We start from the raw sequence: 22,385 nt of genomic DNA, 5'->3' as shown, positions 1-22,385 counted from the left end.
GAGAAAATGCAATGCGTTTTGTCTTGGGATTATGCCTTGTGTTCGCGTCGTGTGCTTCTGCGAGCGCCGCGCCAAGGTGGCATCACAACTCGCGACAAGCCATCGCGCGTCCTGGCCAGGTGGTCACCCCGAGCTATATCACTCCAGGCGGCGTGCGCATCTATCGCGACGATTCCGTTCCGGGAGGTCTCCGGACCGATCACGACGATCCTCCTGCCTACGATGATCCATCCAAGTTTGGCGGCGGCTGATGACTGAATCAGCGCGCGTCTGCTTTTGGTCACAGTCTGACTTTCATAGCGACTAGAGCTGGGGTCGGCTTATCTCCTAAAGGCAGACATAGCGGCCCTGTAAGCGAAGGTCGGCGACGGGCCAACAACGGAAGCCGCAATTCTCGTTCGCGTCGCGGCAACCGAGGCAAAACTCGAACTGTCCTACACTCTCGCGCATAGCAGGTGGGCGGCTATGGGGAAGGCCAGTTCATCATTGCTCGTGAATTTACCCAGGGCGTTCCTGACGTCGGTGATTAGAGCTGCGCGCGCCGCAGCGTCTGCCTGTGATACCGGACCAGCCAATGGCGAGCCCGCAACGTAACTCAACACAAATCGCTCGACCGTCGGAAAGCGCACGGTCCCACTCCGCTGTTGAATTGCAACGTCCTGAAAACCTGTGGCACGAACGAGGGCTTCCAATTCGTCGGCATTGGACAACCCAAATGGCGCACGCATGATAGCTACCGCGGCTCGACCAACGTGTCGCTGCAATGCGTCAGCCAGAACAGCAAATCCGGGACTTTCGTGAATGCCGTTCCACACCATCAGCGCGAGTCTTCCTTCGGGACCAAGAACCCTACGCATTTCGCGTAAGGCCGCGGGCCGGTCGGCGAAGAATTGCAGGCCCAACTGGCAATATACGACGTTAAATGAACCATCTCGGAATGGCAGCTTATCCGCACTCGCCTCTTGCCACTGGAGTTGTCCGCCGGACCGCGAATCCGGCGATACGACTGATCTAGCGACGCTCAACATTCCAGGATTGAGATCAATCCCAACCACGGTACCACTTGGACCGACGCGCGTTGCGGCGATGCGCGCCACAACACCAGTGCCGCACGCGACATCGAGAATACGCTCGCTAGGCCGAGGTTGAGCTAGCTCAACAAGTATCGGAGCCCACACCCCAAACACAGCCGGCACCAGCTCTCGCTCGTATACCTCGGGCGCACTGCCCACGACCTGCCACTGTGCTTGCTGGCTCATTTTCATGCCTCCTACCTGCAAGAAATGTTTGACCGCAACCAGACTTTACAAAGTACGTTGGCCGTGAGGGCAGTATAACTCGATGCTATGAAGTCAGCTATGGGTCAAGGCGGCGGTCCGCACCGGGGACGATGACTGGGAGATGTAGGGCATCGGCGCAGGGGCAAACTTCGGGTCACGTGCCGAGATCGCTATAAACGAGCGTCAAGGTTGCCACGTAATCGCACCACTGGATGGGGTTAGAACGCCATGACTTATCGTGCGCGTACTTCTCCAAAAGCAGCCGATTACATTCCTCTCCCGGAGCCTTCCGCGAAATATGCCCTGCGACCAGCACACACACACCGTAGAACCAGTCAGCCACACTGACTTGCGTATTCAGTTGGACGCAGTGTGAAGTTGCCGACAGCGAGTACGATCTTCGGGCCCTGAGCAAGCTGAGGCATTTTGCCTCTTGGGGCGAAACACCCATTTCTAGGGGTGCATCCAGTCTTGTAGAATGTGGTTGCCCCTGAAGCGGGATGTGCCGAAGTCACCGTTCGGGACGAACGAGCAGTTACTAGCGCTATCGGCAGGTACGCTACCCTAAGAGACTCGCCCCCTTTTCGGTTTCACACCACGATTTCACATTCCCCACGCGCGCAACTTTTGCGGCGGCTTGTTGCAGAGGAGAAAACCGATGAGCAAGATCGACCGAAGGTCTGCATTGGCATTCGGGTTGGCAGCGGCTACGGCGGCCACGATAAAGCCCGCCGCCGCTCAAACCACGGGCTACAAGGACACAACTCCATGGCCGGGTGTGGTGGTGCGCCAGTATGATGGCGACACACCATCGCTGATCCCGGGTTTTAAGACCGTCTCAATGCGTGACGTCATCATGCAGCCGGGATCGAAGACCATGGGGCCTCCGATGATGAATGCCATGGTCTGCCATATCACCGAAGGAGAGCTTCGGCTTGAGCAGGACGAAAAGACCTTTACCGGCAAGAAGAATTTTGTCTGGACCTGCAACAAGGACACAAAGGAGCAGGCGTTCAATGATGGGAACGTGGTCGCGATCATGAGGATCACCGACCTGAAGGCTTAAGGCTCGTTCTTCGCAAGTAATAGATTGTAGAGCGAATGGCGCACGCGACGGCGCGCCGATCGCGTCGGTGTGCCCTCTGACGTGCCTTCCGGGTTGTGTCGAATTTCTAGATATGCCCGCTGCGCTAACCGACGCGATGGGTCATGACCGGGCAATTTCACGACCAATGAGGTCGCTCTCGCCGCTGCTAACACTTGCGCGACCGCTCGCACTTAAGATTAGATGGGGCGCGTGGCTCACTGTCCAGTTTTGAAGGAGGTGTTTCACGAAATACATGCTCGAATATACAGTTCGCACTGCCGGTCTTTCCTTTGACCAAAACTTCGCAGGGTCGCAATCGCTTCTTGCGGCGTTCAGCAAGTGGACGCCGGATGAAGAGAAGGGGCTGACGATACACGTGTTCGTGGCGAACCTGGCGGGACGAGGCGGCTATGTTTTGGTCGAAGCCAACGACCCAAAAGCCATCACCGCCTTCGTGGCAAAGTACACTTTCTGGAATGACATTGATGTCGTTCCGGTCGTCGACATCGGTGAGTCGGTGCCGATAAACGCAAGTTCACTCGAATGGGCGAGACAGGCGTCTAAAGGGTAGTTGGCGGACGATATGAAATCAGCGCCCCGACAATTGGTCGGGGGGTCTCAATTCAAGGCAACGGAGAGAGCGAGGCCGATGTCGCGATCCGATACGATCGGCGGCACTGCCTGCCTTGTTGAAGTTATCGGGAGCTCAAATCGAGACATTCTGCCGCGGCATGCGGAAATGCGTTCGAGCAAATTCGCTTCCCACCTAAGCCGGGGCCTTGTGGTTGTTACCGGGCATTGGTGCGCATGCTCGTTGAGCGGTTCGGCGAGTCGGTCGGCGAGCCCCTCTGTTTCGGCAGGTGCGACCGGCTCGCTTTGATCTCGACCTCCACGGGGAAGTCGTCTGCTGCAAGTGAGGTATCCTGCCCGTGCGGCACCTCGACGCGTTTGGTCCTGCTCCAGCTTAGGAACGAAGGTTACAGCGGTCGGTTGCAAGCAAACTTAAATAGGAGGAAAGCACCATGAAGATTGGCAAGATGGCGCTCGTAGCTGCACTTGTGTTCGGATCGATCGCTGCCGCCTCCGCGCAGGGTGGCGCTGGGGGCGGGGCGGGAGGAGCGGGCGGAGCGGGGGCTGGCGGAGCGGGGGCTGGCGCGGGCGCGGGATCGGGCGGAGCCGGCGGCGCGGGTGCGGGATCAGGGGACGGCGGAGGCGCAGGTGCGGGATCTGGGGGCGGCGGCAATTCTCCAGCCGCGACCAGCGGTCAAGGGGCATCGAGCAGCCCGAGTTCGGCTAACCCGGGGGCGACCATGAATGACCCGAAGATGAAAGGGAAATAGAAGCGAAAGAAATAGCCCGCTGACATAATCGAGCGGGCCGTTTTCATAAAGCAGTCGCGTAGCGATTGAGGCTGCGTTAGGCCGGCCGGGAGGAGACCGGTGGCAAGAACGTTGATGTCCAAGGCCGATCTCGAACTGATCGCTCTTCAGGAGATCCGGCACGTTCCCGGCGGGGAGCTCGTTATCTCCGTCGAGATTGAACACGACGACGCGGAACCCGATGGCCTGAATTGGCGACTGCTCGTGATTGCTAAAGACGGCGCGAACCTCGATCGCCTCCAAAACGCCGCTACTACCACGAGCCATCGGCTGAAGCGTCGATACCAACTTGTCATCCAGGGCGGCAGCTCGGCGGATGGCTGGGGCTAGAGGCCGGCCCCCACCACCAACAGAACGGCACCGATTGCCATAAGGAGAATGCCCGGCCAGTTCGCTCCGATCCCCAGGAATCCCACGCCGCGCCGCGTCGGCTCCAGTGTATCGCCAGCGGGCCGGCTAAGCGATCCCCGCCAAATAGTAGCGCGTGCCATGTACAAGATTCCGCCGAGAACAAGCAGAGCGCCAAGTCCTATCAGGAGCATTCTCGCCTCCTCAATTCATAGTTGCCATGTCAAGCTCCCGGAGGTGTGAGCCGCACCTCACTCGGCTTGGCCGGCATACGGCCCTTGCCTTCACGCCGCGGCCCGGATAGGTCCTGCGGCCGGCTCGGACTCCCGCGCGGGCAGGGATCCTCCGCCGCCGCAAGCGTCGCACCAGACTTCGATCGCGCCCTTGGTCACGCCTCGCCCACCCTGAGAGGATCGACGCCGGGGGCGTGACGCGCACCGGCAGCGGCCGCTCCGCGGGCTTCAAGGGACTGGCCACCCCGGGGGCGTATGGACGACCAGCGCCAACAGGCATCGCCTGGTGAAGGAGATCAGCCCGGTCAGCCAATGCGCGAATGCGTTGCGTCTGTTCTTTGCAGAAGTCCTCATCCATCGCGCCACTCACACCGAACACTCAGTTTCGCGGCTTCAGCTCACCGGCAAGCCAGCCGACCGCGTCGGTTTGTATCGGATCCACCGCGAAGCGGACCACTTCGGTACGCTCGCAAGTCGAGCACTCGAAGGTGCGCTCATCGAATCCGCGGGGGCCGGGAGAGATGCGCGCCAACGCCATCCGGTGCTTGCACACAGGGCACATCGGACGCTCGTTGGTCGAGACAGCCATCCCTGAAATCTCCACGGCCGATGATACGCCGTCCGCAGCCGGAGTCTTCAATATTCGCGCACGAAAAACCTTTTGAGGAGCGCCAAAGGGAACGAGCCCGAGCCCGGTCGACCCAGGTTGACGGTCGTGCTCATGGCATCACGTCTGCAACAGGCAACGGTCGATCAAGCCTTGGCTCCCTGAAGGCGTTCGGGAAGGTCGAAGCGGAAAGGCTTTGCAGAGCGGCCTCCTCTTCGGAAAGTCGCCGTTCGATGAACTGGCGTTCCAGAGGCAAAAGCCTGACGCAGGAGCCGGCGGTAGCGGCTGATGTTGTTATGATGGGCACGAAGGCGTGCCAGGTTTTCGTCCATCGTCATCAGGGCGTCCAAAACTACGCCGCGGCGGCCGCACGTTCGGTCGAACGGAGACGGTAGGGCTTTCCGCCGGGCGGCGTCCGTGGGCCACCGTCCAAGGCGCGCAACGCGTCCAAGATTTCGTCGATCGATACCGGCTTCTTGAGGCCGGCAGGTGCGCGCATCGACGGGCAAGAGGCGATCGCGGACGCGTCGGACGCCCATGATGCCAGGATTGCGCGCTTCTCGGTCAGCGTCAGGGCCGGATGATCCAGAACGTCTCTCGGTGCTTCAAACACCGTACCGGGATGAAGAAGAGCGTTGAAGTCGAAAACATTGTCGCCAGCGGTCGTCGGCCGCATGGTCCTCTCCTTTTCTTGACGAATGGATGGAGCCGCGCGACAAATCGTGCGGCTCCGAGGCGCGAGCGCTAGGCGGCAGCCTCAGCTTCCAGCTTCGGCACGTTGCCGGCCGAGGCATCGCCGATCGAAATCCGGCGGGCTTCATGGCTTCCGAAATCTCGCGGACGAGTTCGATGGTCAGCAAGCCATTGTCGAACGCGGCGCTTTTCACCTGGACATATCCGGCGAGGCTGAATTGGCGCTTGAAGCTGCGGTGCGAGATATCGCGATAGAGGAAATCACGCTCGGTCTTGTCCCTCACCGGAATGGACCTCCGCCAAATCGAGGCAAGGCCGAAGCGCCTTGTAATCACGGGCGCCCATATGAAGGAGACTGTTTTGCGGACGGCCGCCGTTGCCGTTTTCTTGTTTTTCGGAGGGCATGTGCTCGCTTCTGCTAAGAGAGGCGGCAACGGTCTACGTTCCCCCGTCGGAACTGACGGTCTGAAAGTGCACACAACTGGCCACTGCCTCCGCTTTTTTGCGAGCGGACCGCGCGGAGCGTCGTCGTGCCCTAATCTTGGCTCCCACGGTCGGGTCGGCTGAACTCCCGCTCAGCATCGAGCCAGAAATCCAGGTCGCGCCCCGAAGGGCGCCCGGCCCTTTCCCACAGCTGATAGGCACGTGCCGTGATCTGGGCCCGCCGGGAAGAAGAGGGCAATAGGTTGCGCCTCAGTTGATCAGCAAACTGCCGCAGCCTGCTCGCGGTGTTCTCGTCCTTGGTGTATGCGGCTGTCCGAGTAGCCAGTGCGATCTGATGCTCGAGTTTTTTCCTTTCGTCCATCGGATCGCTCCATTTCCTCCTTACCTAAGACGACTCCGGCTGAGCTCAATTGTTCGAGCCCTGGCTGTATAATGCGAGGGGTGCCAATTCTTCACGCCGTTGAGTTCACTTTTGCACAAAGCAGCTCCTTAACCTCGTCGTCACGCTGCGCTGTACCCACTGTAGAAAGGAGCTTAGCCTCGTTACGTTTCCTCGAAGGAGAGAAGGGCGTGGGCAAGTTTCCAGATCGAGTTCAAGCGAACATGGACGTGGTGTTGGAGCAAGTTTGTGCGGAATTGACGAACGGCGGCGATCACGAAAGCCGCAGATATGTTGCCGAGCAACTGATCGGAGCCGCGCGGCAAGGGAAGACCACTCTCGGTGAGCTGACGTCTGCTGGCCGCGGTGCGGTAGTCTATATCCGAAATAGGCCCAAGTCGGCTTAGCCTCGCCTGATCAACTCCTCCAGCGAGCTTCGGGCCTCAGAACCGGCTGCCCTTATGAGAGGTCGGGAAAAGACTCCCATTCACAAACCTGCCGGCGTACTGAGAAGCATGGCATCAGTACTGCTAGTTGAAGACGAAACGCTTCTCCGCATGATGATTGCGGATATGCTGACTGAGCTTGGTCACGAGGTTGCTGGGGAGGCCGGTGACCTAGGCTCTGGGCTGACCATGGCCATGAGCGCTGAATGCGACGCCGCTATTCTCGATCTGCAACTTGGCCGGGATAGCTCGGCAGCCATCGCAGAAGCTTTGCAGGTCCGCGGCATTCCCTTCGTCTTCGCGAGCGGCTATGGCGCCGATGGCGTACCGGAGCAATTCAAAGGTCGGCCAATTCTACAGAAGCCTTTCCTCTTAGACGCTCTCGATCGCTGCATGCGGACGCTGCTGGGCCCAAGGCTCTAACGCCGACTAGCTCCAGAGTATCAGCAGGCACCGGTGGTCTGCTGCATCACGCGATACAAGTCATCTTCGGAGAATGGCTTCCGGATCATCGGGAAACCGTCTCGCCGTCGCTCTCGTCCTGACAATTGCAGAACCTTCAGCGCCGGGCGGAGACGGGTCGCCCGCTCGGCCAACTCGTGGCCGTCCATGCTCGGCATATTGATGTCGGTGATCAGGATCGAGATGCGATCATGATGCTGCAACAGATCCAAGGCTTCAGCCCCGCCGTTGGCGCGGATAACTTTGCAGCCGATTTCCTCTAACATGCTCGCGATCACATCGAGGACCGCCGGATCATCGTCTACCAAGAGAACTGTGTGGGTCATTAGGAACCAACGTTCGGGACGGATCCCCAGTTCCGACTCGGGGCGAACCATTGCCCCGCGGCTCGCGGAATATAGTTGTTGGTCCAGAATTGGAACTATAATGTTGCGGCAGCTGGCCTCTAAACCATCAACATTCGCTGAGGCCGGTGATGTTTGGGTCTCGAGTGCATCATCAATAGCCGTTCATCGAATCATTGGCATGCTCATCTGCATGCTCATGCCGATCTCACCAGGCGTCCATTATGAGACTCCCGCCGCCGCGGTGCGATGACTGCGGCATGCCGCAGTATTTAAAGCGGCGGTTTCTCGTTTGCACGGCCGGCGGACAGCCCGCGTCTGCCAGTGCGCAAATTGTGCAAAGGTCATTGGGACGACTAGGAACGGTCCCGCTCCATTGATCGAAAAAATAGGCCGGCCGTACACCCTCCGGGTGTGACCGCACATACGAAGGCCGCAGCGGAAGGTTAAACCGCTGCGGCCCGCGCATGGTCAAAAACCCGGGTCAAATCGAAAAGTGAAATATGCAGCCAGCCCCGGCGACAAAATTCTGCTCCAACTTTGCCCCGTTTGCAAACACAATTTCGGTGGAACCGAAATACATGTGATGGGCGTTCAGTTCCGAGAATGGGAACAATTTGCGCGCGCGAATCGGAGCGTCGCGCGTGCGAAATCACAAACCTAAGCAGTGGACGGAGGACGAGGTACAGACGCTGATCAAAGTGATCAACGCGGGCTCGACCGCGATCGAAATCGCCACCGAGCTTGGAAGGTATATTGCTTCGGTGGCCGGAGACATCGGCCTTTTGCTGCGGAGCGAGAGGGGCGCTGCACAGAGACAGTAGGCAGCCCCGGTCGGCGCCACTTCTGCCGAGGTTCACGCTGGCGGGTCTGTGTCTCTTCTAGTGGGGCGCAACCAGCGCTGCCATACTGAATGCGACTACGCAGGCAGCTGCCAAGGACCAGAGCGCTATAGCGATCTCTTTGGGCATGGTGGTGGCCTCCTGACGAAAGCCGCCTTCACCATTACTGCCGCACGAGCTTACAGCGCATACCGATCAGCATTGTGTAGGCAAGCCGGCGCCAAATCAGGTTCATCAGGACTAACATCTGGCATCCCCATATTTGATGCGGCCAAGCTTCGACCTCGTATGTTTCAAGAAGATTTCGCCGGGAGTGCGAAATGGCTTCGTGCCGAGGGTGGAGGGCAGCCCCGCCAGCCGTTCGTTGGCGGAGAGACCGGCCCCGGCTGCAGGGGGGCTTTTGGGGTAGGCCGGGGCCGCTCCACCAGCTCGCCGGCGAGCCAGCGCCCAGTCAAATATCCGCCCGTGCTCGTCGTTCCATTTAGGACCGTCAATCCGCAAATTTCATTTTGTGTTGCGATAGCGGGCGAGCTCGGCCTTTGCCAGGGCCCGGGCCTGCTCGAGCGCTTCTGCTCCGGTCAACAGGTTCGGCGCGAGCCGCCGTCCGGCGACAACGTCCCATTAGAAATAGACGCTCGGCCGACCATCGGCGAAGCAGACTTCGTAGCTGCCGGTTTGGGGCACAGCTTCGTGCTTGCGGAGGCGGACGGGGGCGGGCATGCCGCAATCAAAGCGGCATTCGATGCACCTCGCAAATTATCAATCCGTAGGGCTTCGGAACGCGCGCGAGCTACTGCGCGTAAAACATTGCACATGAATCGAACCGGCCCGGCCTGGCCTGGCGGGAGGACGCGGGGTCAGTGTGGGATAGTTTGATTGCGGCAGGATAGCTGGCTTGAACCTGGGCACCATAGGCGCATATTCGGCGGATGCTCGAGCAGCGACCAACTTTCATGGCTCGTAAAAATCCCGGACTTGGCTGGGGGGTCGATATTCTGTGGCCCGACGGCGAAACGGAAGCAATCAAGGGCTTTATTACGGAAAGCGACGCGGTCAAGTGGATTGCTGAGCACGAGCACTCTAAGCCGTGGCAGGGAAACACGAATCAAAAAGCATCCCGAGCTCCTTAGAAACCCCCGCTCACCCTCCGGAAAATCGCGGGCCATCGGCGGACTCCCTAGACTTGACGGCGACCACGCGGCGGGAGTCTGATGCGCCGGCATGGGGCGACATCAGCACGACATTGACGAACTCGCGCGCATGGAGCGCATCTGCTTGGAGCTGGCGGCCTGCGCGGCCATGCCGGAGGAGCGGGCAGGGCTCGAGTTCATGGCCAACTGCTACCGAGCCGAGGCCAGTTGCCTCCAAAGCTGCTTCCCACCTGCTTCCCAATCCAAATTCCTGGGAAGCAACCGCGCTATAATGCGCTGTATTTCCTACATAAAATCTTTGCTTGACCGATCTCCGGTTACCACATGGCCGTCGTTGCCGGTGTCGTGTTCTGCCCACCTGGCGCAGTCAATCAATCGATATCGGATCGCCATCGGCAATGGCACCATCAGGGTAACATTCGCAGATGCGGCAATACGAGGGGTCAACTTCGCAAGCCGATTGACACCCAGTGAGAAGCTGGGGCGATAGGACGGAAGTTCGTCATCGGGGTGGACCTCGGCACCGAAGCGGGTTTGTGCGTGTTTCCTTGAAGGGACCGTTGAGACGTACTCGAGAGCCTCCAAAAGGAAGTTCAGGCTCGCCTATTGACCTCGGCGCAGGAAACCGAACACCACACCAACCTCGATTGGGTCGGCGTGTGCATTGACAAGCCTTTGCGGCGCTTCTTTCGGCATTGACGTGATGCTCGGTATGTTCGGCGTCGCAGTCTACACCTGCGAGCAATTGAATCTGCGTGGTATCCACTCAATCTGATGACCAGCCAGAAGCGCGCGACCGGGTATGGTAACGCGAAGAAGCCCGACATGCAGGCGGCGGCGGAGCGGCGCTGGGGTGTGAAGATGGGGGAGACGAAGCGCAGGCGGCGTGGGCAGGCGCTTACGCGCTGGACCTCGATCTATTCTGATAGCGGGCAAGAAAAGGCCCCAGCCTAAGGGAGGAAAAAGACTGGGGCCTCTCGAGGTCTCGCGCTGTCTGGACGCGATGACTTAAAGAAAACCCAACGCGTGAACTGCCGTTCCTAAAATGACTGGGGCCACCGCGGCCCCCCGGGTCTCCTTAAAATGCGAAATGAAAAGGGATTGCCAGCCCCGGTCTCATTATCCTCGCCCCAACTTGGATTAGAACAATCACGATTTCAGCGTTCCCGGAACGGGAGCCATCTACTTAGCTTTGCTTGCCTCGTATCCGCGCCATATGGCGTGATAAGCGACACATCTACTAAAGATGTGAGCCAGTGCTTTCCATGAGCCACGCCAATATCGTCCGCAGCTTCGGTCGACGGCTCATGACGATGAAGATGCCATCACGGGTTTTCTTGTCGGCCATTACGCGGCTTTCTGCATTGGTTGATCTTTCCACCTTAACGCTGCAAGGCGTTTGGAGCGGCATCCTCTTATCGGCCATCCAGACCTCGGTCTTCTCCCAATGGATGGCAGGCAGTAATCTTCTCGGTGGCGCCGGACAAGAGCCATCGCATCAGTGTGAGTGAGCTTTTGCCTCGTGAGCAGACGTGATCGTGGGCGCGCTGAAGACACGCCACTGCGTGTGATTGCGGCAGGCAAAGTCAAAAGAAGTGTCCGTGGTCACCGGTCTGCTTATCAGGACACGGGTGCTACCCATGTGGCAGCAGCGATGTCAGAGAGGACGATGCTTACCAGGTAGATGACGTTTCCATGCACGCGCTCGGCAACGACACCGCAACGAAACGCCGCACAGCGGGAAGGCGTGAAGGAATGCGTGTCTGCTGTAAGGGGGTAGGGAGGGGTGTCCGCAGCTTCAGAACCAATCGTTTGTTAGCGACCGCTCGCCCCCAGTTTCACACGCGTCTGCAAATCAAATGTTGAGGGGGTCACCGCGTGGCGCCTCGTCTGCCGCCGGCCATTCGCTGGGCGGAGCCGTCCGATGTCGTGGTCGAGCTTCAGGCGCGGCTGAGTAGGAGACTGCCGTCGGGAAAGCCGACGGCCGATTTAAGTTGTCGGTTTATGGAGCTCTGCCATGATCATAGAGCGCTTATCCCAAGAGCATCTCAACATTGAGAAGCTGCTGGCCATCCTCGAACGGGAACTCGAGGTATTCGATCGCGGCGACCGTGCTGACTACGAGGTGATCCACGCGGTTATCAGTTATTTCGAAGTCTACCCAGAAATTTATCATCATCCCCAGGAAGACTTGGTATTTGCGAAGCTGAGGGCACGAGATCCGGCTGCTGCTGCGAAGGTCGGCGATCTAGCTCGCGAACACCAGAAGGGGGCCCAACTTTTACGCCGCGTCGCTTAGGCGGTCGACAGCGTTCTCGCGGAACGTGAGATCCTGTACGAAGATGTGAATCTTATCGTTCGCGATTTTATCGCCCACGAGCGCCGTCACATGAGGATGGAAGATCGCGATTTCTTTCCGGTGGCACTCAAGATTGGACTGAGATCGCTTCAGCCGCAACGAGTCACAATGACCCGCTATTCAGCGACTTTGCCGAGGAGCGGTTTGACGCTCTGCGCGCACATATTTTGCGGCTTGAACAGGAGGCTGACGCCGAGCGTAAGTAATCCCGATGCTGTCGCGCAGTGCATAAGTACCGAGCGACGCTGAGGACGCGCAAGGGTGAGTCAGAATTGGGCTGCGCCTTTGCTTCCGCGCCCACTTACGCTTGCGGCCGAAGCAGGAGGTTCTGATGCCGCTCCAGACCGATACCTCGCCGCCTCGCTGCGCACTTCTAAAAGCGTGAGTGTCCACTTCTGACGGCCCGAACGGAAACGTCACATAGGGTCAAAGCATTACCGCTCATGACCCAACTGAGACATCAACTTGGCCCTTCTCGGTCGGTCCTTAAATCCCCGCGTCCCTAAGTCTGCCCGACGCAGATGACAAAAGCAAAACGCTCAACAGCCTAACTCACGTTGCCATGGCTGACCTCCGAGCCGGGTCGGGCTCAATGGCGGCTACAGACCCCCTTAGTTAACTCCGGCGTTCTGGTGGAGGCTCGCCTGCCTCTTAGGAGCAAGTGAAAGCTCGGCGGCTCCGAAGAGCCGCCGAGCGCTCGCAAATAGGAATACGTGACTAAAACGCGCGGAATGGAGCATGCAGGTGGCAAGCCGGTATGTTCGCGCCATGACGCAACAGCGCCCTTACCGTATTTCTACGGCGCGCTTGGCATGCGGGCCGTCATTCACCGCATGATCGGAGTTAAGCGCAGGAACTCAAGGCGGACTGGCGGAGTTTTTGCACGATGCTTGAGCCCGGTGCTGGGTCGATTGCTGCAGTGCACGGGTGATATCTGGGGTCCTCCGACATGGACCATGTCCCAATTGGCAATCGACTGCTCGACGCGTTGCCGCGTTCCGACTTTGAGCTGCTGAGGCCCCATCTGCGTCAGGTGGCGTTAGAACGGGACACAATCCTGCTTCATTCCGGCAGTCTGGCGGAGCAAATCTTTTATCCGACGAGTGGCTTGATCGCATCCATCATGGAGATGCCGAATGGAGAAGCGGCGGCGACCGCAGTTTTTGGTAACGAGGGCGCCTCCGGGATGCTGGTGTCTCTAGGACCTGTTCCATCTCCGACAACCGCTGTCGTGCGTTTAGCCGGAAATGCCTGGCAGATCTCGCCCATGCCCTTTAACGCTGCGCTTCAGCGGAGTAGCTCGATCGGGAAGATGGTGCAGACGTTTACCCGTTCGCTTGTAGCGCAACTCCAGCATATTGCCGCGTGCAATGCGCTGCATCCTGTGGAGCAGCGCATGGCCTTGTGGCTGCTGCGTCTGCGCGACCAAACCGGGGACGATGCGCTTCTGCTGACGCAGGAGGCCATGGCTGAATTGCTCGGCGTACGCCGTCCTACGGTCTCGGTGGTCGCTGCTAAGCTAAAGGACGTCGGCGCTATCCGATCGACTCGGCGAGGCGTTGTCGAGGTTGACAGACGACGACTCGAAGCGACGACGTGCCAGTGCTATCAGGCAATTTCTTCCCGCCTCGACCGTATCGTGCCTCCAAGCAAGCCGCCGTCGATCTTATCAGCGAGATAGACTGGATCCGGGCGGATCGCGCGCTCGAGCGCGTGTTGCCGGATCGGCAAATTGTCTCGACTCCGTGCTGCAGCGCACTCGAAAAGAAGCTCTTGCCGCACGCCCTTCGTTGTTGAAAAAAAATTAGACCGAGTGTCAGAAATCGCACCGAACCTTTCAGCTTGCGCCTTCATAGTCGCCCGCAGGGGAAGGGCGGCGCGGTGACCTGTGGTCACATTTCCGATCTCCGTGGAAGTTGGAAGTAACTCTCGGAAACCGTCCGCGCGGGGTGCACTCTCCGCATGTGCGTCCGGGAGGCAATTCGATCATCGTTGATTTGCGGGTTCGCCTGAAAGGATGAAGTCCAGTGAGTGATGCCAACGTGAAAGTCGAAGGAAATGCCGGCGCATCGAAAATTAACGGAAGCGCGAACGGGGAGAGCGCCATGCCGCTTTTCGCGATCCCGGGTCTGTTTCGAGGTTTCGCCGAGCAGGGCGCCGATCGGGCGAAGGAGCACTGCCAGAAGTTGCAGGCCGCCTCAGGCGAGATCGCCGAGGTGGTGCGTGAGGCCTACTCCGGCGGCACCAAAGCCGCCGCAGATTACGGCGTTAAGATTATCGAAATCTCCACGGAGAACACCAACTCTGCGTTGGATTACATAACTACTTTGATGGATACGAGGTCGCCTTCCGAGGCCCTCAACCTTTGGGCCGCGCAGAGCCGCAAAAATTTGGAAGTCGCATCGGCCCAGAACAGAGAGCTTTTGAAACTCGCGCGGAAAGTTGCGACGGAGTCGTCTGAACCGGTCAAGAAGAGCTTCGCGAAGGTGCTGCAAACCAGCTTGTAGACTGGCTGTGCACGTTCGGGCACCCCTGAGGGAAGCCGGCTCGACCAAGCGTCTCCGCGAAAAAGTAGCGCTCCAGCCGACTATGGTCGGACGCGGCTTTTGCGAAACAAGCGAGTTACGGGAGCTATCAAGCATGGGTATGGTCATGATCAAATGTCCGAAGACGGGAAGAGCTATCCCGACCGGCATCAATACGGACCGGGATAGCTTTCGCAGCAGCGCTGTGTTCTTCGCCCGCAGCTTTTGCGCGAACTGCGGCACCGCGCACGAATGGTTCGCCCGGGATGCCTGGCTTCAGGAGCCGAACTCGGTGAGGAGCGCATCGCGGCCGTACGAACTTTTCCGGACGCGCGGCACACTCGACACGGATGAACCATTCAGCATGGCAGATCAGGATGCAATGTAAAGCCGTTCAGGATCTGAATGTCTCGCTCTGGCCAACGCGGAAATTCTGCAACGTCAGCGTTTGCGCCGGCTATCAACGGATAGCGGACGTCTGCCGCGTCCGTGACTTGTGAGTACGCGCCTCTTTGCCCGTCATCGCCTATCTTCGAGTTCCTCCGATTTCCTGCTCGGTCACTCTCGCTTGGTTCACTGGGAGTCGAAGGATTCGCGAGGAGGAAGCTGACCGCTATCGAATCTAGGCTGAGGAATGCCGCCGTTTGGCCGATAGGGCGATTAGACATCCAGACAAGGAAGCCGGGTTGAGCCTGGCAGCGGATTCTGAAGCTGGCCGAAACTGCCAGCGTGCACGGCGCTGCGATGCCAAGGAAGGTTGTTGCCGCGGTGAACAACGCGAAGTCGCAGTGTTCTGAGGGATGGCTAACCAATCCATTGCGCGAAGGCGCGTCCGCTGGTGCGGCTTATCCGGCCTCGCTGTTTGCGGAAACGTTGTAACCGACCGTAGACGGCCCGGCGACTTCGACCCAACCGCTCGCCGAGCTCGGTTGCAGTCATGCCCTCATCCAGTAGCGCAAGCAATTGCGCTTCTTCTTCAGGCGACCACGGACGTATCTCTTTGCCGATTGTTGGACATCGATTTCATGCCAGCAAAAGCGCTGCGAACCATCATCGTACAGCAAGATGGTAAATGATGAGTTCTGCCACCGATGGACTGGCGGCGGGGGAGTTGAGGGCAGGCGGCGCTGAGGGAAGTGAGGGGCCTCGCCAAGACGCGGCGGGTCTTAGGATGAGGGGGCGCGGGCGCGTGTCGCGACTAGCCTTTCTTTAGTCAAAGTTCGAGCACTAGCTTTGGTTTTTGAAAAATGGAGAAGTTAAGTGGCTATAGGCACCGTCAAATGGTTCAACCCGACGAAGGGATACGGGTTCATTCAACCGGATTCTGGCAGCAAGGATGTTTTTGTTCATATCTCCGCAGTTGAGAAGGCTGGTTACACTTCGCTCGCAGAGGGAGCTAAGGTCAGCTTCGACGTTGTGAACAATCGCGGAAAAGACTCGGCGGAAAACCTACGGATAGGTTGACGCAGCAGCCAGTCGCTACGAGTGGTCGCTAGTCATTGCTTGCCGTTGGCACTCGCCGCCGGCTCGACGGCCGGCTGATCAGTTTCCGGTGCTGCGGGTTCTCGCACCTCTTCGGCCGCTTGTCGGTTTCTTTGAAACGCCCATCCGACCAATCCCGCCAGCATGAGGACGGCCCCGGCGAGCATCAACCAGTGGGGATATTCGATCCTGGAAAGCATCGCTGTTCCCGCTAATGCTCAGCGCTCACCTTCGTGCCGCAGCGGCTGGGTAGGCAACGTTCTTGAGTGCCATGGTTTCGGCGACTGCTTGTTTTTTGGTCGGAAAGTGCGTCGCCACCAACAACAGGACTCCAGCGATGCAGAGGGCCGTCAAAGCGGCGCCCGCAACGCTCACCGCCCCTCGCAATAGCAACTGCCCCGACGCGCGCAACATGGTACCCGCTTAGCGGGAAATGCTTAACGAAAACTGCGATGCGGCGGATAGCGATGGGATCGGCGCAGTTCGGTCGCGTCGGAGGACCAACGAGAGGCGCGCGTCTGACGTCAATCGTTGTCCACGCGCGATTTCCGAAACTCAACTGGGCCGTCTATCAGTCGGCTCTTACGAGCGTTGACGTCAGCGGTGCTAGCATCTTTATCGCGCAAACCATCGATCGCGTCTGCCGCCAACTCGCCGGCCCGATCACTTTGTGTCGGATGACCGTCGAGCTAAACCTGTTCGGTCGCTAAGGCGGACCACGCCTGCGCCATCCGCTTGTAACGGAGTGCCGCCTGCGCATTGGTCGCCCCCTCGGCGAGTTGCAGACAGTTCTCGGCATTTTCGCGAACTTTATCGGACGTTTTGACCATCGCAAACAACGGGCTTCCGGTGAGATCGTTCCGACGGATTACGTCGAACCATCATCGGCGCTGGATGCGACCGCGCTTGCTCAGGGCTCGGAAACGCTCCGCGCGAACTCCTGCGCCTGCGACTTGCTGAGGGGATGCGCTCTAGTCGATCAGGCGTCCTCTGGCGGCAGCTTGGCTACAAGGTGGGGCCAATTGCGTTCGATGATGCCGCGCATCTCGGCGTCGACTTCCTGGATTGTGTCGAAGCTCTCAATCTTCACGCGAAGCGCTTCGAGTTGATCTGGATCGAGCACCTGGCCTTTGTAGATTTCGATGAGCATGGCCTATCAACTGATGTTGTTCAGCGTTGTTCCGTTTGGTCCCCATCCGCTCCTTCAGGGCGGACCCTCCACTCCCTTCGAGGGAGCGTCTCTGGGCATTGGACCGATCTCTTCGTCAAGCCAGCGCTTCGAGAGGCTTTAGGAGGAAGCCCACCATCCGTCGGGGAATGGCTCCAGCAAAGTCCAATCGACTTGGTTGTCGTTGTCAGGGGGGCTGATAGCTCCTGCATTCATGTTTGGTGGCGCGTGGCGACGGAGGCGGACAGACACGACTACGTAGGCGGCGCGAAGCAGGACGTGTCAAGCGTAATGGAGGCGCACCGCGGGCGCGTCGCTCTGCTTTGGCGACTAGACCCCGAAGATCTTCCAATTCTGAGAGCTGAGAAATGAGTTCGCTAAGTTGTTCGGCATAAAGGATTGCGCGAGAGCCTCCGCATAATGTCCTCCCCAGCACAAAAAGCACTATCAGGACGGCTTCAGAGCAAATAGCGCGAGCGTAAAGGCGAACGCTACCACGCAAATATCGGATTTCAATACGTCACTGCCTCAGGGTCGCTGCTTCGGCCAGCGCGGTCCGAGGCCATTGAGAGAGCAAAAGGACCCCAGCTTCAGGGCAGTGAAGCTGGGGCTGTCTTAACGCTGCCCCTTGGGGAAGGCAGCCACCCCTTGGCAAAGGGCAATGGGAAAACTTTGCAATCGGCAAGTCGTTCCAAGCCCGTTCGTCGGTCGAAAACTGATCCTAGGTCGCGCATATCGATCCAGCCACCGCAAGCCGGGCACTTGATGAAATGTCATTATCGGTGTGCGCGGCCTCTTTCATTTAGGACTGAGCACAAGACACGGCCCCGGCTTGGGGGCTGGAGCATTGTGGGCCGGGGCCGCTCCGCCAGCTCGGACGAGCCAGCGAGACAGCAAACCGGGTAACCGGGGCACGGTTCCTAACGGGGCGACAACGTATCCTGCCCGGACGTCAGCAGCCGGACGTAGGTCCCGCTCTCGTGCAGCTCGAGCCAACCCTTTTCGACAGCGCACCTGATGCCGGCGCCGAACTCTGCGCCGCTTCCCTTGAGCGTGTAGAGGAAAGGATAGTTGATCTTCTCGATGTGGATGCGGCCGTCCTGGACCGGCTCGATGCTCGAAGCCAGCTGGACGAGCTGGCGGGCGGCGGCGTGCGCATCGGCGGCAGCGTGACCGCATTTGGGACACGTGATCGTGGAGTTCAGGATCATTTACCTTCAGGCGCTTGGCAGGCACCGAGCAAGGAATTGCCGGCGAGCCTCCTTCTGATTGGTCGCCAGTTTTATCTTCTCTCTCAAAAGAAGGATCTCCGCATAATTCTTCTCGATCTCTGGATCGCTGCGAAGGCATTCAAGCTGCTGGGCGTGCAGTTCGAATAGCGCAGCAATGTGCTCACTTTGGATGGGGCGCATGGCAATCAATCCCCCTGCTAAGGAAAATGAATTGAGCCTTCAAACGCTAGTTCAACCGAAGATGCAGAGTCTCTCAGTCCGCAAATCGCTAGGGCCTATTCCAAGCTAACATCATGGCACCAACTTGGGTGTAGCGTTGCGTCAAATAAACGGCACCGTTGCTGTTTTATTTTGCAAGGTCAGCCCCTCGGGCGTCGGTCCGCTTCCTTCAAGGGAGCGCAGCGCAACAAAGATCGTAGGGCCGGCAATAGAGCCAACAGCAAGCAATCCCCAACTACAGCCTATCGGGGGCTTTGCCGAGCAGATCTATCGGCGCGACAAGCGCGGCGCCGGCGAGGCTTCATGTTTGGTGCCGGACTGGATGGGCAGCTAAACTTGCCGCTGGGCGACTTGCGAACCAGTGAGCGCACGTTAGAGCGAAAGCGGCTTACGGTTATCGATATGCACGCCAGTCCTTGCCGGACTTCTCGCAAGCTTCACGGATGGATGGGGCAACTCGGGATATATCGATACGGGGTGCCCAATGAAACCGACCAAATGTATCCGTGAAGCCAATCCGGTCGTAGTCGCCCCTCGCGAGCGTCTCGTGATCTGGCACAAGATAGGACGAATGTTCTTCTCCAACGGCCAGCTTCTTTGGAAATCCCGCGCCTGGGCCGCCCCCTTGAGAATACTCGAAGTCCATGTCGTTGCTGAGTGGTGCACGCGACAGAAGATTTAGTATCCCGTAGCCTTTATCCTTGAATATGCCTTTCCGATGCATCGTTACCGCGTGCGTCAACGTGACCTCAATTGGCCCCATGTTGGTTGCACTCAACCGAAGCACATGGATGTCGGGGGCCCCACTTTGCATGATAGTGACCATTGCAAACGACGTCCGAACCACGGGTTTCGGGTAGATGAATTTTGACCAGACATTCCAGAGAAAGCCCGCGAGTGAGGTGAGCGCTGACAGTATGCTGATGACGAGCGCCCAATCTGCTGTCTGCATAAGTTCTCCAACGCCTTAGCGCAGCTAACGATAAAGGCCCCAGCCGGCCAGAAGCACGGCGGCGAGCACGACCTCGATGCGGCGCGGGCGGCTCACTTAGCCACGATGTAGGTGACGACCGCGGTGATAAGCGCGCCGAATGCTGAGATGGCCGCAAAGATCGTAGACCAAAACATATATCGGGCTTGCTTGGCCGCCTGAGCGGTGGCGTCGCGTTGAGCAACTACGGTAGCCAGCTCTGCGTCAAGCAATTGCTTGTTCATCAGGTACTCGCGGCGCTTCATCTCGACTTCGCGCCAGTAGGACATCTGAGAGCCCGGCTGCTCGCCCGTCCCCTTGTAGACCGCATCATCCGACCAAGTGTGTATGTCGCTCATTTCCGCCCCCTAACCTGGCCACCTCACCCGTTTTGCTAAGCGCCCCCCGGCGACAACTCAAGCGAGACTAGCGGTGGATTGCCACCAATGAACCTTTGACCCGCCGCGACTCAGGAGCCGCCTTCCGCTGCGCAATTAAGCGCCTTGCGGAGGCGAGCGGGGCGCGCGGATGATGTGGCTTTACGACTTTCCTACCTCGTAACCCGAACGTCGCCGTAGTCTTCTTTTGTTCGGCCGCTCACCATCAAATCTGTGAGCCGAGTAGGGCGCCAATGCCAAACAAGATCATGCCGCCGATCCAAATCAATGCGGAGGCAGCAAGAACCGCCGACGTCCCAACGCCGATGCTGCCGGCGAGACCGAACAGCGTGCCTGCGTTGAACAGAAGCCCGACGACGCCCCAGAGCCAGAAAAGAGACGTGAGTAGGCCGCGCCCTGTGCTCTGGTGATCGCGGGCGTGCGCCTCCTGCGTGCCCCTCTTCAACTCCTACTGAGAGAGGTCTGAGCGGGCCGGGAACCATCAACGTCATGCCACAGGTCGCGAACGACAACGCGGGCGCCTGGCCTCTGCCACCGTTTCCTGATGGCTGGTACGCCACCTGTTGATCTGTGATGCGGCTCGCCCTGCGGTGCTCAGCAAGTAGCAGGCGGGCGCATTTGATGGCTTTCAATTGCCCACAACATCCACCGGTTCACGCTGGCGGGCCTATCCTTTCATATGAAAGCGCAGCGTCCTCGATGGACGAACGCACATGTGCAGGACTCGGCGTGTATACGTTGGTTTATCGCCACAGTACTTTCCAATTCTCACCAAATTTGCCGGTCAGCAAACGAGGGCAAAGATGAAACAAGTAGCATCACGGGGACACATTGTGGCTATTAAGAACATCGTCATTCCTTTGGAAGATGAGTATCTACAAAAGGCAGCAAGGGAACGCGGAATCTCCCGCTCCAAGCTTGCACGATTTCTCATGGAGAAGGTTGTGAGCGACGAACTCGTTCCTGCGATTCTCGGTGAGGGCGACTTGTCGAACGTTGAATCGACCACCCAAAGGTATCGACGCTTTCGGAATCCAGCGTAGGCGGGAGTCATTGGTCCGGCGCCGCGGACTGCTAGCGGTCACCTGACGGATGAGAGACGGCCCGGCTTCAGGGGGGCTTTGGGGTAGGCCGGGGCCGCTCCGCCAGCTTCAGTGGCGAGCTGGCGCCGATTCAAGCAAAACATGCCCGACCGGTTCCTCAGCGCGTCAATAGATTCTCGCTTGGTGTCAGTAGCCGCACGTAGGTCCCGCTCTCGTGAAGCTCGAGCCAACCCTTTTCGACAGCGCACCTGATGCCGGCGCCGAACTCCGCGCCGCTTCCCTTGAGCGTGTAGAGGAAGGGATAGTTGATCTTCTCGATGTGGATTCGGCCGTCCTGTACCGCCTCGATGCCTGAAGCGAGCTGAACCAGCTGGCGGGCGGCAGCTTCCGGATTGGAAAAAGGGCGTTCGGTGACGAGTTTCATTGCTGGAAAACCTTGAACCTATTCAACGCCGCCGGGTACCGGCTCGCCGCGGCGAATAGCTTCGATGCCTAGACGGTCCCCAACGGTGGGAAGATGCGGTGGGCGTGGCGGCATCACTTCCCCGCCTTTTCATCGATGGCGGCGCAAAGCTCGCACATACTCCTCTTACCTCGCCCGTCCAAAATGCATGGTGCTATTGCATGCAGTGGAGATATTGAACTGCGCCGTAGGAGACCCCTGGCGCCGCGATCGCGCACCCGACGAGAAGATCGATCCACATGAATGCCTCCTCCTGACGATAGGAAGGCACGGCGATTCTGGTTAATCATCAACTAACGACCGCCCGCCGGCCGGGATCTGGAGGACGAGCACGAGGGCGCGGAGCCCCACTAGGACTCAGAACCGAGCCTCGGTTGGACCTCCACCACAAACCAGACCGCGCCCGGATTGGAGGCCAACTACCTAGGCGTGTAGACCTTGACGATGGCGTCGGTCGGGTCCGAAGGGCGCGGCCGGCATCGCGCACGGGCAATCGCGTATATCGCGGCGCTGAGGTGCTGCCGCTAAGCTGCGTTATCGGCGGCCATAGCTCAGGCGCAACCCGTCTATCCAGCGCCGCCGGAGACGGGGCCAGATCGAAAGGTCTGGCCGTTTATTTTCGGTGGCTTCCCGGTGGCTTTTTCGGGCAATACCTCCGACATGCTAACATCGACACGGCCTTATCATATTGAATTATTTTGGTTTTCTGGTGCCGGCTGAGGGGATTGAACCCCCGACCTTCGGTTTACAAAACCGCTGCTCTACCGCTGAGCTAAGCCGGCGACGCCTGGAAAGCGGGCAGGGCTCGGCAATGCGCCGAGTTTGTCCCCG

The 22,385-nt window shown here is 59.0% G+C and carries 29 protein-coding genes, 1 tRNA gene and 1 pseudogene; 14 read left to right on the top strand and 17 right to left on the bottom strand.

From position 1 onward, the window contains the following. Nucleotides 1–434 precede the first annotated feature (434 nt). Nucleotides 435–1,259, bottom strand: a complete 825-nt coding sequence (locus ACVWYI_RS26115; protein ID WP_354069701.1) for a class I SAM-dependent methyltransferase — start codon at nt 1,257–1,259, stop codon at nt 435–437. A gap of 679 nt (nt 1,260–1,938) precedes the next feature. Between ACVWYI_RS26115 and ACVWYI_RS26110 the strand changes: the two genes are divergently transcribed. The 4 genes from ACVWYI_RS26110 to ACVWYI_RS26095 all read left to right on the top strand — a co-directional run bounded on the left by ACVWYI_RS26110 (nt 1,939) and on the right by ACVWYI_RS26095 (nt 4,922). Beyond that, complete coding sequence (locus ACVWYI_RS26110; RefSeq protein ID WP_247347539.1) at nt 1,939–2,346, top strand: hypothetical protein; 408 nt, start codon at nt 1,939–1,941, stop codon at nt 2,344–2,346. A gap of 274 nt (nt 2,347–2,620) precedes the next feature. Next, nucleotides 2,621–2,938 (top strand): DUF3303 domain-containing protein, encoded by a 318-nt coding sequence (locus tag ACVWYI_RS26105; protein ID WP_354069699.1) that lies wholly within the window; start codon nt 2,621–2,623, stop codon nt 2,936–2,938. An 868-nt stretch (nt 2,939–3,806) separates the two neighbouring features. After that, nucleotides 3,807–4,076, top strand: a complete 270-nt coding sequence (locus tag ACVWYI_RS26100) for a hypothetical protein (protein ID WP_456663575.1) — start codon at nt 3,807–3,809, stop codon at nt 4,074–4,076. 537 nt (nt 4,077–4,613) lie between these two features. Beyond that, complete coding sequence (locus ACVWYI_RS26095) at nt 4,614–4,922, top strand: hypothetical protein (protein ID WP_247338775.1); 309 nt, start codon at nt 4,614–4,616, stop codon at nt 4,920–4,922. Nucleotides 4,923–5,080: 158 nt separating this feature from the next. Here ACVWYI_RS26095 and ACVWYI_RS26090 read toward each other — a convergent pair whose 3' ends face one another. The 4 genes and pseudogenes from ACVWYI_RS26090 to ACVWYI_RS26075 form a co-directional block, all read right to left on the bottom strand. Continuing rightward, on the bottom strand, nt 5,081–5,272 hold the full coding sequence (locus ACVWYI_RS26090) for a hypothetical protein (protein WP_346730914.1): 192 nt from the start codon (nt 5,270–5,272) through the stop codon (nt 5,081–5,083). 14 nt (nt 5,273–5,286) lie between these two features. Continuing rightward, a complete protein-coding gene (locus tag ACVWYI_RS26085; protein WP_247338773.1) occupies nt 5,287–5,610 on the bottom strand; it encodes a hypothetical protein in 324 nt (107 codons plus the stop codon). Nucleotides 5,611–5,678: 68 nt separating this feature from the next. Then, a pseudogene (locus ACVWYI_RS26080) lies at nt 5,679–5,905 on the bottom strand (Hsp20 family protein); the annotation flags it as partial. A gap of 257 nt (nt 5,906–6,162) precedes the next feature. Beyond that, on the bottom strand, nt 6,163–6,432 hold the full coding sequence (locus tag ACVWYI_RS26075; RefSeq protein WP_247338771.1) for a DUF2934 domain-containing protein: 270 nt from the start codon (nt 6,430–6,432) through the stop codon (nt 6,163–6,165). Between the two features lie 209 nt (nt 6,433–6,641). Here ACVWYI_RS26075 and ACVWYI_RS26070 point away from each other — a divergent pair, with 209 nt between their 5' ends. Then, entirely contained in the window at nt 6,642–6,857 is a 216-nt protein-coding gene (locus ACVWYI_RS26070; protein ID WP_456662998.1) for a hypothetical protein, read from the top strand. Between the two features lie 108 nt (nt 6,858–6,965). Further along, nucleotides 6,966–7,319, top strand: coding sequence for a response regulator (locus ACVWYI_RS26065; protein WP_247351209.1), 354 nt, complete (start codon nt 6,966–6,968; stop codon nt 7,317–7,319). A gap of 20 nt (nt 7,320–7,339) precedes the next feature. On the opposite strand, the gene ACVWYI_RS26060 is transcribed toward ACVWYI_RS26065, so the two are convergent. Continuing rightward, nucleotides 7,340–7,735, bottom strand: a complete 396-nt coding sequence (locus ACVWYI_RS26060) for a response regulator (protein WP_354069695.1) — start codon at nt 7,733–7,735, stop codon at nt 7,340–7,342. Between the two features lie 2,734 nt (nt 7,736–10,469). Here ACVWYI_RS26060 and ACVWYI_RS26055 point away from each other — a divergent pair. From ACVWYI_RS26055 to ACVWYI_RS26030, 6 genes are all read left to right on the top strand, one after another. Next, on the top strand, nt 10,470–10,649 hold the full coding sequence (locus tag ACVWYI_RS26055; RefSeq protein ID WP_456663574.1) for a hypothetical protein: 180 nt from the start codon (nt 10,470–10,472) through the stop codon (nt 10,647–10,649). A 311-nt stretch (nt 10,650–10,960) separates the two neighbouring features. Further along, complete coding sequence (locus tag ACVWYI_RS26050; RefSeq protein WP_354069693.1) at nt 10,961–11,206, top strand: hypothetical protein; 246 nt, start codon at nt 10,961–10,963, stop codon at nt 11,204–11,206. A 506-nt stretch (nt 11,207–11,712) separates the two neighbouring features. Continuing rightward, entirely contained in the window at nt 11,713–11,994 is a 282-nt protein-coding gene (locus ACVWYI_RS26045) for a hemerythrin domain-containing protein (RefSeq protein WP_354069691.1), read from the top strand. Between the two features lie 1,009 nt (nt 11,995–13,003). Continuing rightward, nucleotides 13,004–13,735 (top strand): Crp/Fnr family transcriptional regulator, encoded by a 732-nt coding sequence (locus tag ACVWYI_RS26040; RefSeq protein WP_456663573.1) that lies wholly within the window; start codon nt 13,004–13,006, stop codon nt 13,733–13,735. Nucleotides 13,736–14,081: 346 nt separating this feature from the next. After that, complete coding sequence (locus ACVWYI_RS26035) at nt 14,082–14,561, top strand: phasin (protein ID WP_354069686.1); 480 nt, start codon at nt 14,082–14,084, stop codon at nt 14,559–14,561. A gap of 133 nt (nt 14,562–14,694) precedes the next feature. Continuing rightward, nucleotides 14,695–14,967, top strand: a complete 273-nt coding sequence (locus ACVWYI_RS26030) for a hypothetical protein (protein WP_354069684.1) — start codon at nt 14,695–14,697, stop codon at nt 14,965–14,967. A 416-nt stretch (nt 14,968–15,383) separates the two neighbouring features. Here ACVWYI_RS26030 and ACVWYI_RS26025 read toward each other — a convergent pair whose 3' ends face one another. Then, nucleotides 15,384–15,575: a helix-turn-helix domain-containing protein gene (locus ACVWYI_RS26025; protein WP_354069715.1), complete on the bottom strand. Its 192-nt coding sequence runs from the start codon at nt 15,573–15,575 to the stop codon at nt 15,384–15,386. A gap of 264 nt (nt 15,576–15,839) precedes the next feature. Between ACVWYI_RS26025 and ACVWYI_RS26020 the strand changes: the two genes are divergently transcribed. Then, entirely contained in the window at nt 15,840–16,043 is a 204-nt protein-coding gene (locus ACVWYI_RS26020) for a cold-shock protein (RefSeq protein WP_247342407.1), read from the top strand. A gap of 32 nt (nt 16,044–16,075) precedes the next feature. Here ACVWYI_RS26020 and ACVWYI_RS26015 read toward each other — a convergent pair whose 3' ends face one another. From ACVWYI_RS26015 to ACVWYI_RS25980, 8 genes are all read right to left on the bottom strand, one after another. Further along, entirely contained in the window at nt 16,076–16,261 is a 186-nt protein-coding gene (locus tag ACVWYI_RS26015) for a hypothetical protein (protein ID WP_354069681.1), read from the bottom strand. A 489-nt stretch (nt 16,262–16,750) separates the two neighbouring features. Further along, complete coding sequence (locus ACVWYI_RS26010; protein WP_354069679.1) at nt 16,751–16,900, bottom strand: hypothetical protein; 150 nt, start codon at nt 16,898–16,900, stop codon at nt 16,751–16,753. A 140-nt stretch (nt 16,901–17,040) separates the two neighbouring features. Beyond that, a complete protein-coding gene (locus ACVWYI_RS26005; RefSeq protein ID WP_354069677.1) occupies nt 17,041–17,211 on the bottom strand; it encodes a hypothetical protein in 171 nt (56 codons plus the stop codon). A 938-nt stretch (nt 17,212–18,149) separates the two neighbouring features. Continuing rightward, on the bottom strand, nt 18,150–18,440 hold the full coding sequence (locus ACVWYI_RS26000) for a hypothetical protein (RefSeq protein ID WP_354069675.1): 291 nt from the start codon (nt 18,438–18,440) through the stop codon (nt 18,150–18,152). Between the two features lie 6 nt (nt 18,441–18,446). Further along, nucleotides 18,447–18,641, bottom strand: coding sequence for a hypothetical protein (locus tag ACVWYI_RS25995; protein WP_354069673.1), 195 nt, complete (start codon nt 18,639–18,641; stop codon nt 18,447–18,449). Between the two features lie 433 nt (nt 18,642–19,074). Beyond that, nucleotides 19,075–19,632 carry a hypothetical protein gene (locus ACVWYI_RS25990; protein WP_354069671.1) on the bottom strand — a complete coding sequence of 186 codons (558 nt, stop codon included), beginning with the start codon at nt 19,630–19,632 and terminating at the stop codon, nt 19,075–19,077. A gap of 92 nt (nt 19,633–19,724) precedes the next feature. Next, the gene (locus ACVWYI_RS25985; protein ID WP_354069669.1) at nt 19,725–20,009 is read right to left on the bottom strand and encodes a hypothetical protein; all 285 of its coding nucleotides are present in this window, start codon (nt 20,007–20,009) and stop codon (nt 19,725–19,727) included. A 244-nt stretch (nt 20,010–20,253) separates the two neighbouring features. After that, complete coding sequence (locus ACVWYI_RS25980; RefSeq protein ID WP_354069667.1) at nt 20,254–20,493, bottom strand: hypothetical protein; 240 nt, start codon at nt 20,491–20,493, stop codon at nt 20,254–20,256. A 358-nt stretch (nt 20,494–20,851) separates the two neighbouring features. On the opposite strand from ACVWYI_RS25980, the gene ACVWYI_RS25975 reads away from it, so the two are divergent. After that, nucleotides 20,852–21,091 (top strand): hypothetical protein, encoded by a 240-nt coding sequence (locus tag ACVWYI_RS25975; RefSeq protein WP_354069665.1) that lies wholly within the window; start codon nt 20,852–20,854, stop codon nt 21,089–21,091. 157 nt (nt 21,092–21,248) lie between these two features. Here ACVWYI_RS25975 and ACVWYI_RS25970 read toward each other — a convergent pair whose 3' ends face one another. Continuing rightward, nucleotides 21,249–21,515: a hypothetical protein gene (locus ACVWYI_RS25970; RefSeq protein ID WP_354069663.1), complete on the bottom strand. Its 267-nt coding sequence runs from the start codon at nt 21,513–21,515 to the stop codon at nt 21,249–21,251. 746 nt (nt 21,516–22,261) lie between these two features. Beyond that, a tRNA-Thr gene (locus ACVWYI_RS25965) sits at nt 22,262–22,336 on the bottom strand. Between the last annotated feature and the right edge of the window lie 49 nt (nt 22,337–22,385).

Source organism: Bradyrhizobium sp. LB13.1 (assembly GCF_054056815.1).
Note: the sequence above shows the minus strand (reverse complement) of the source record. Positions and strands in the feature narration are given on the sequence as shown.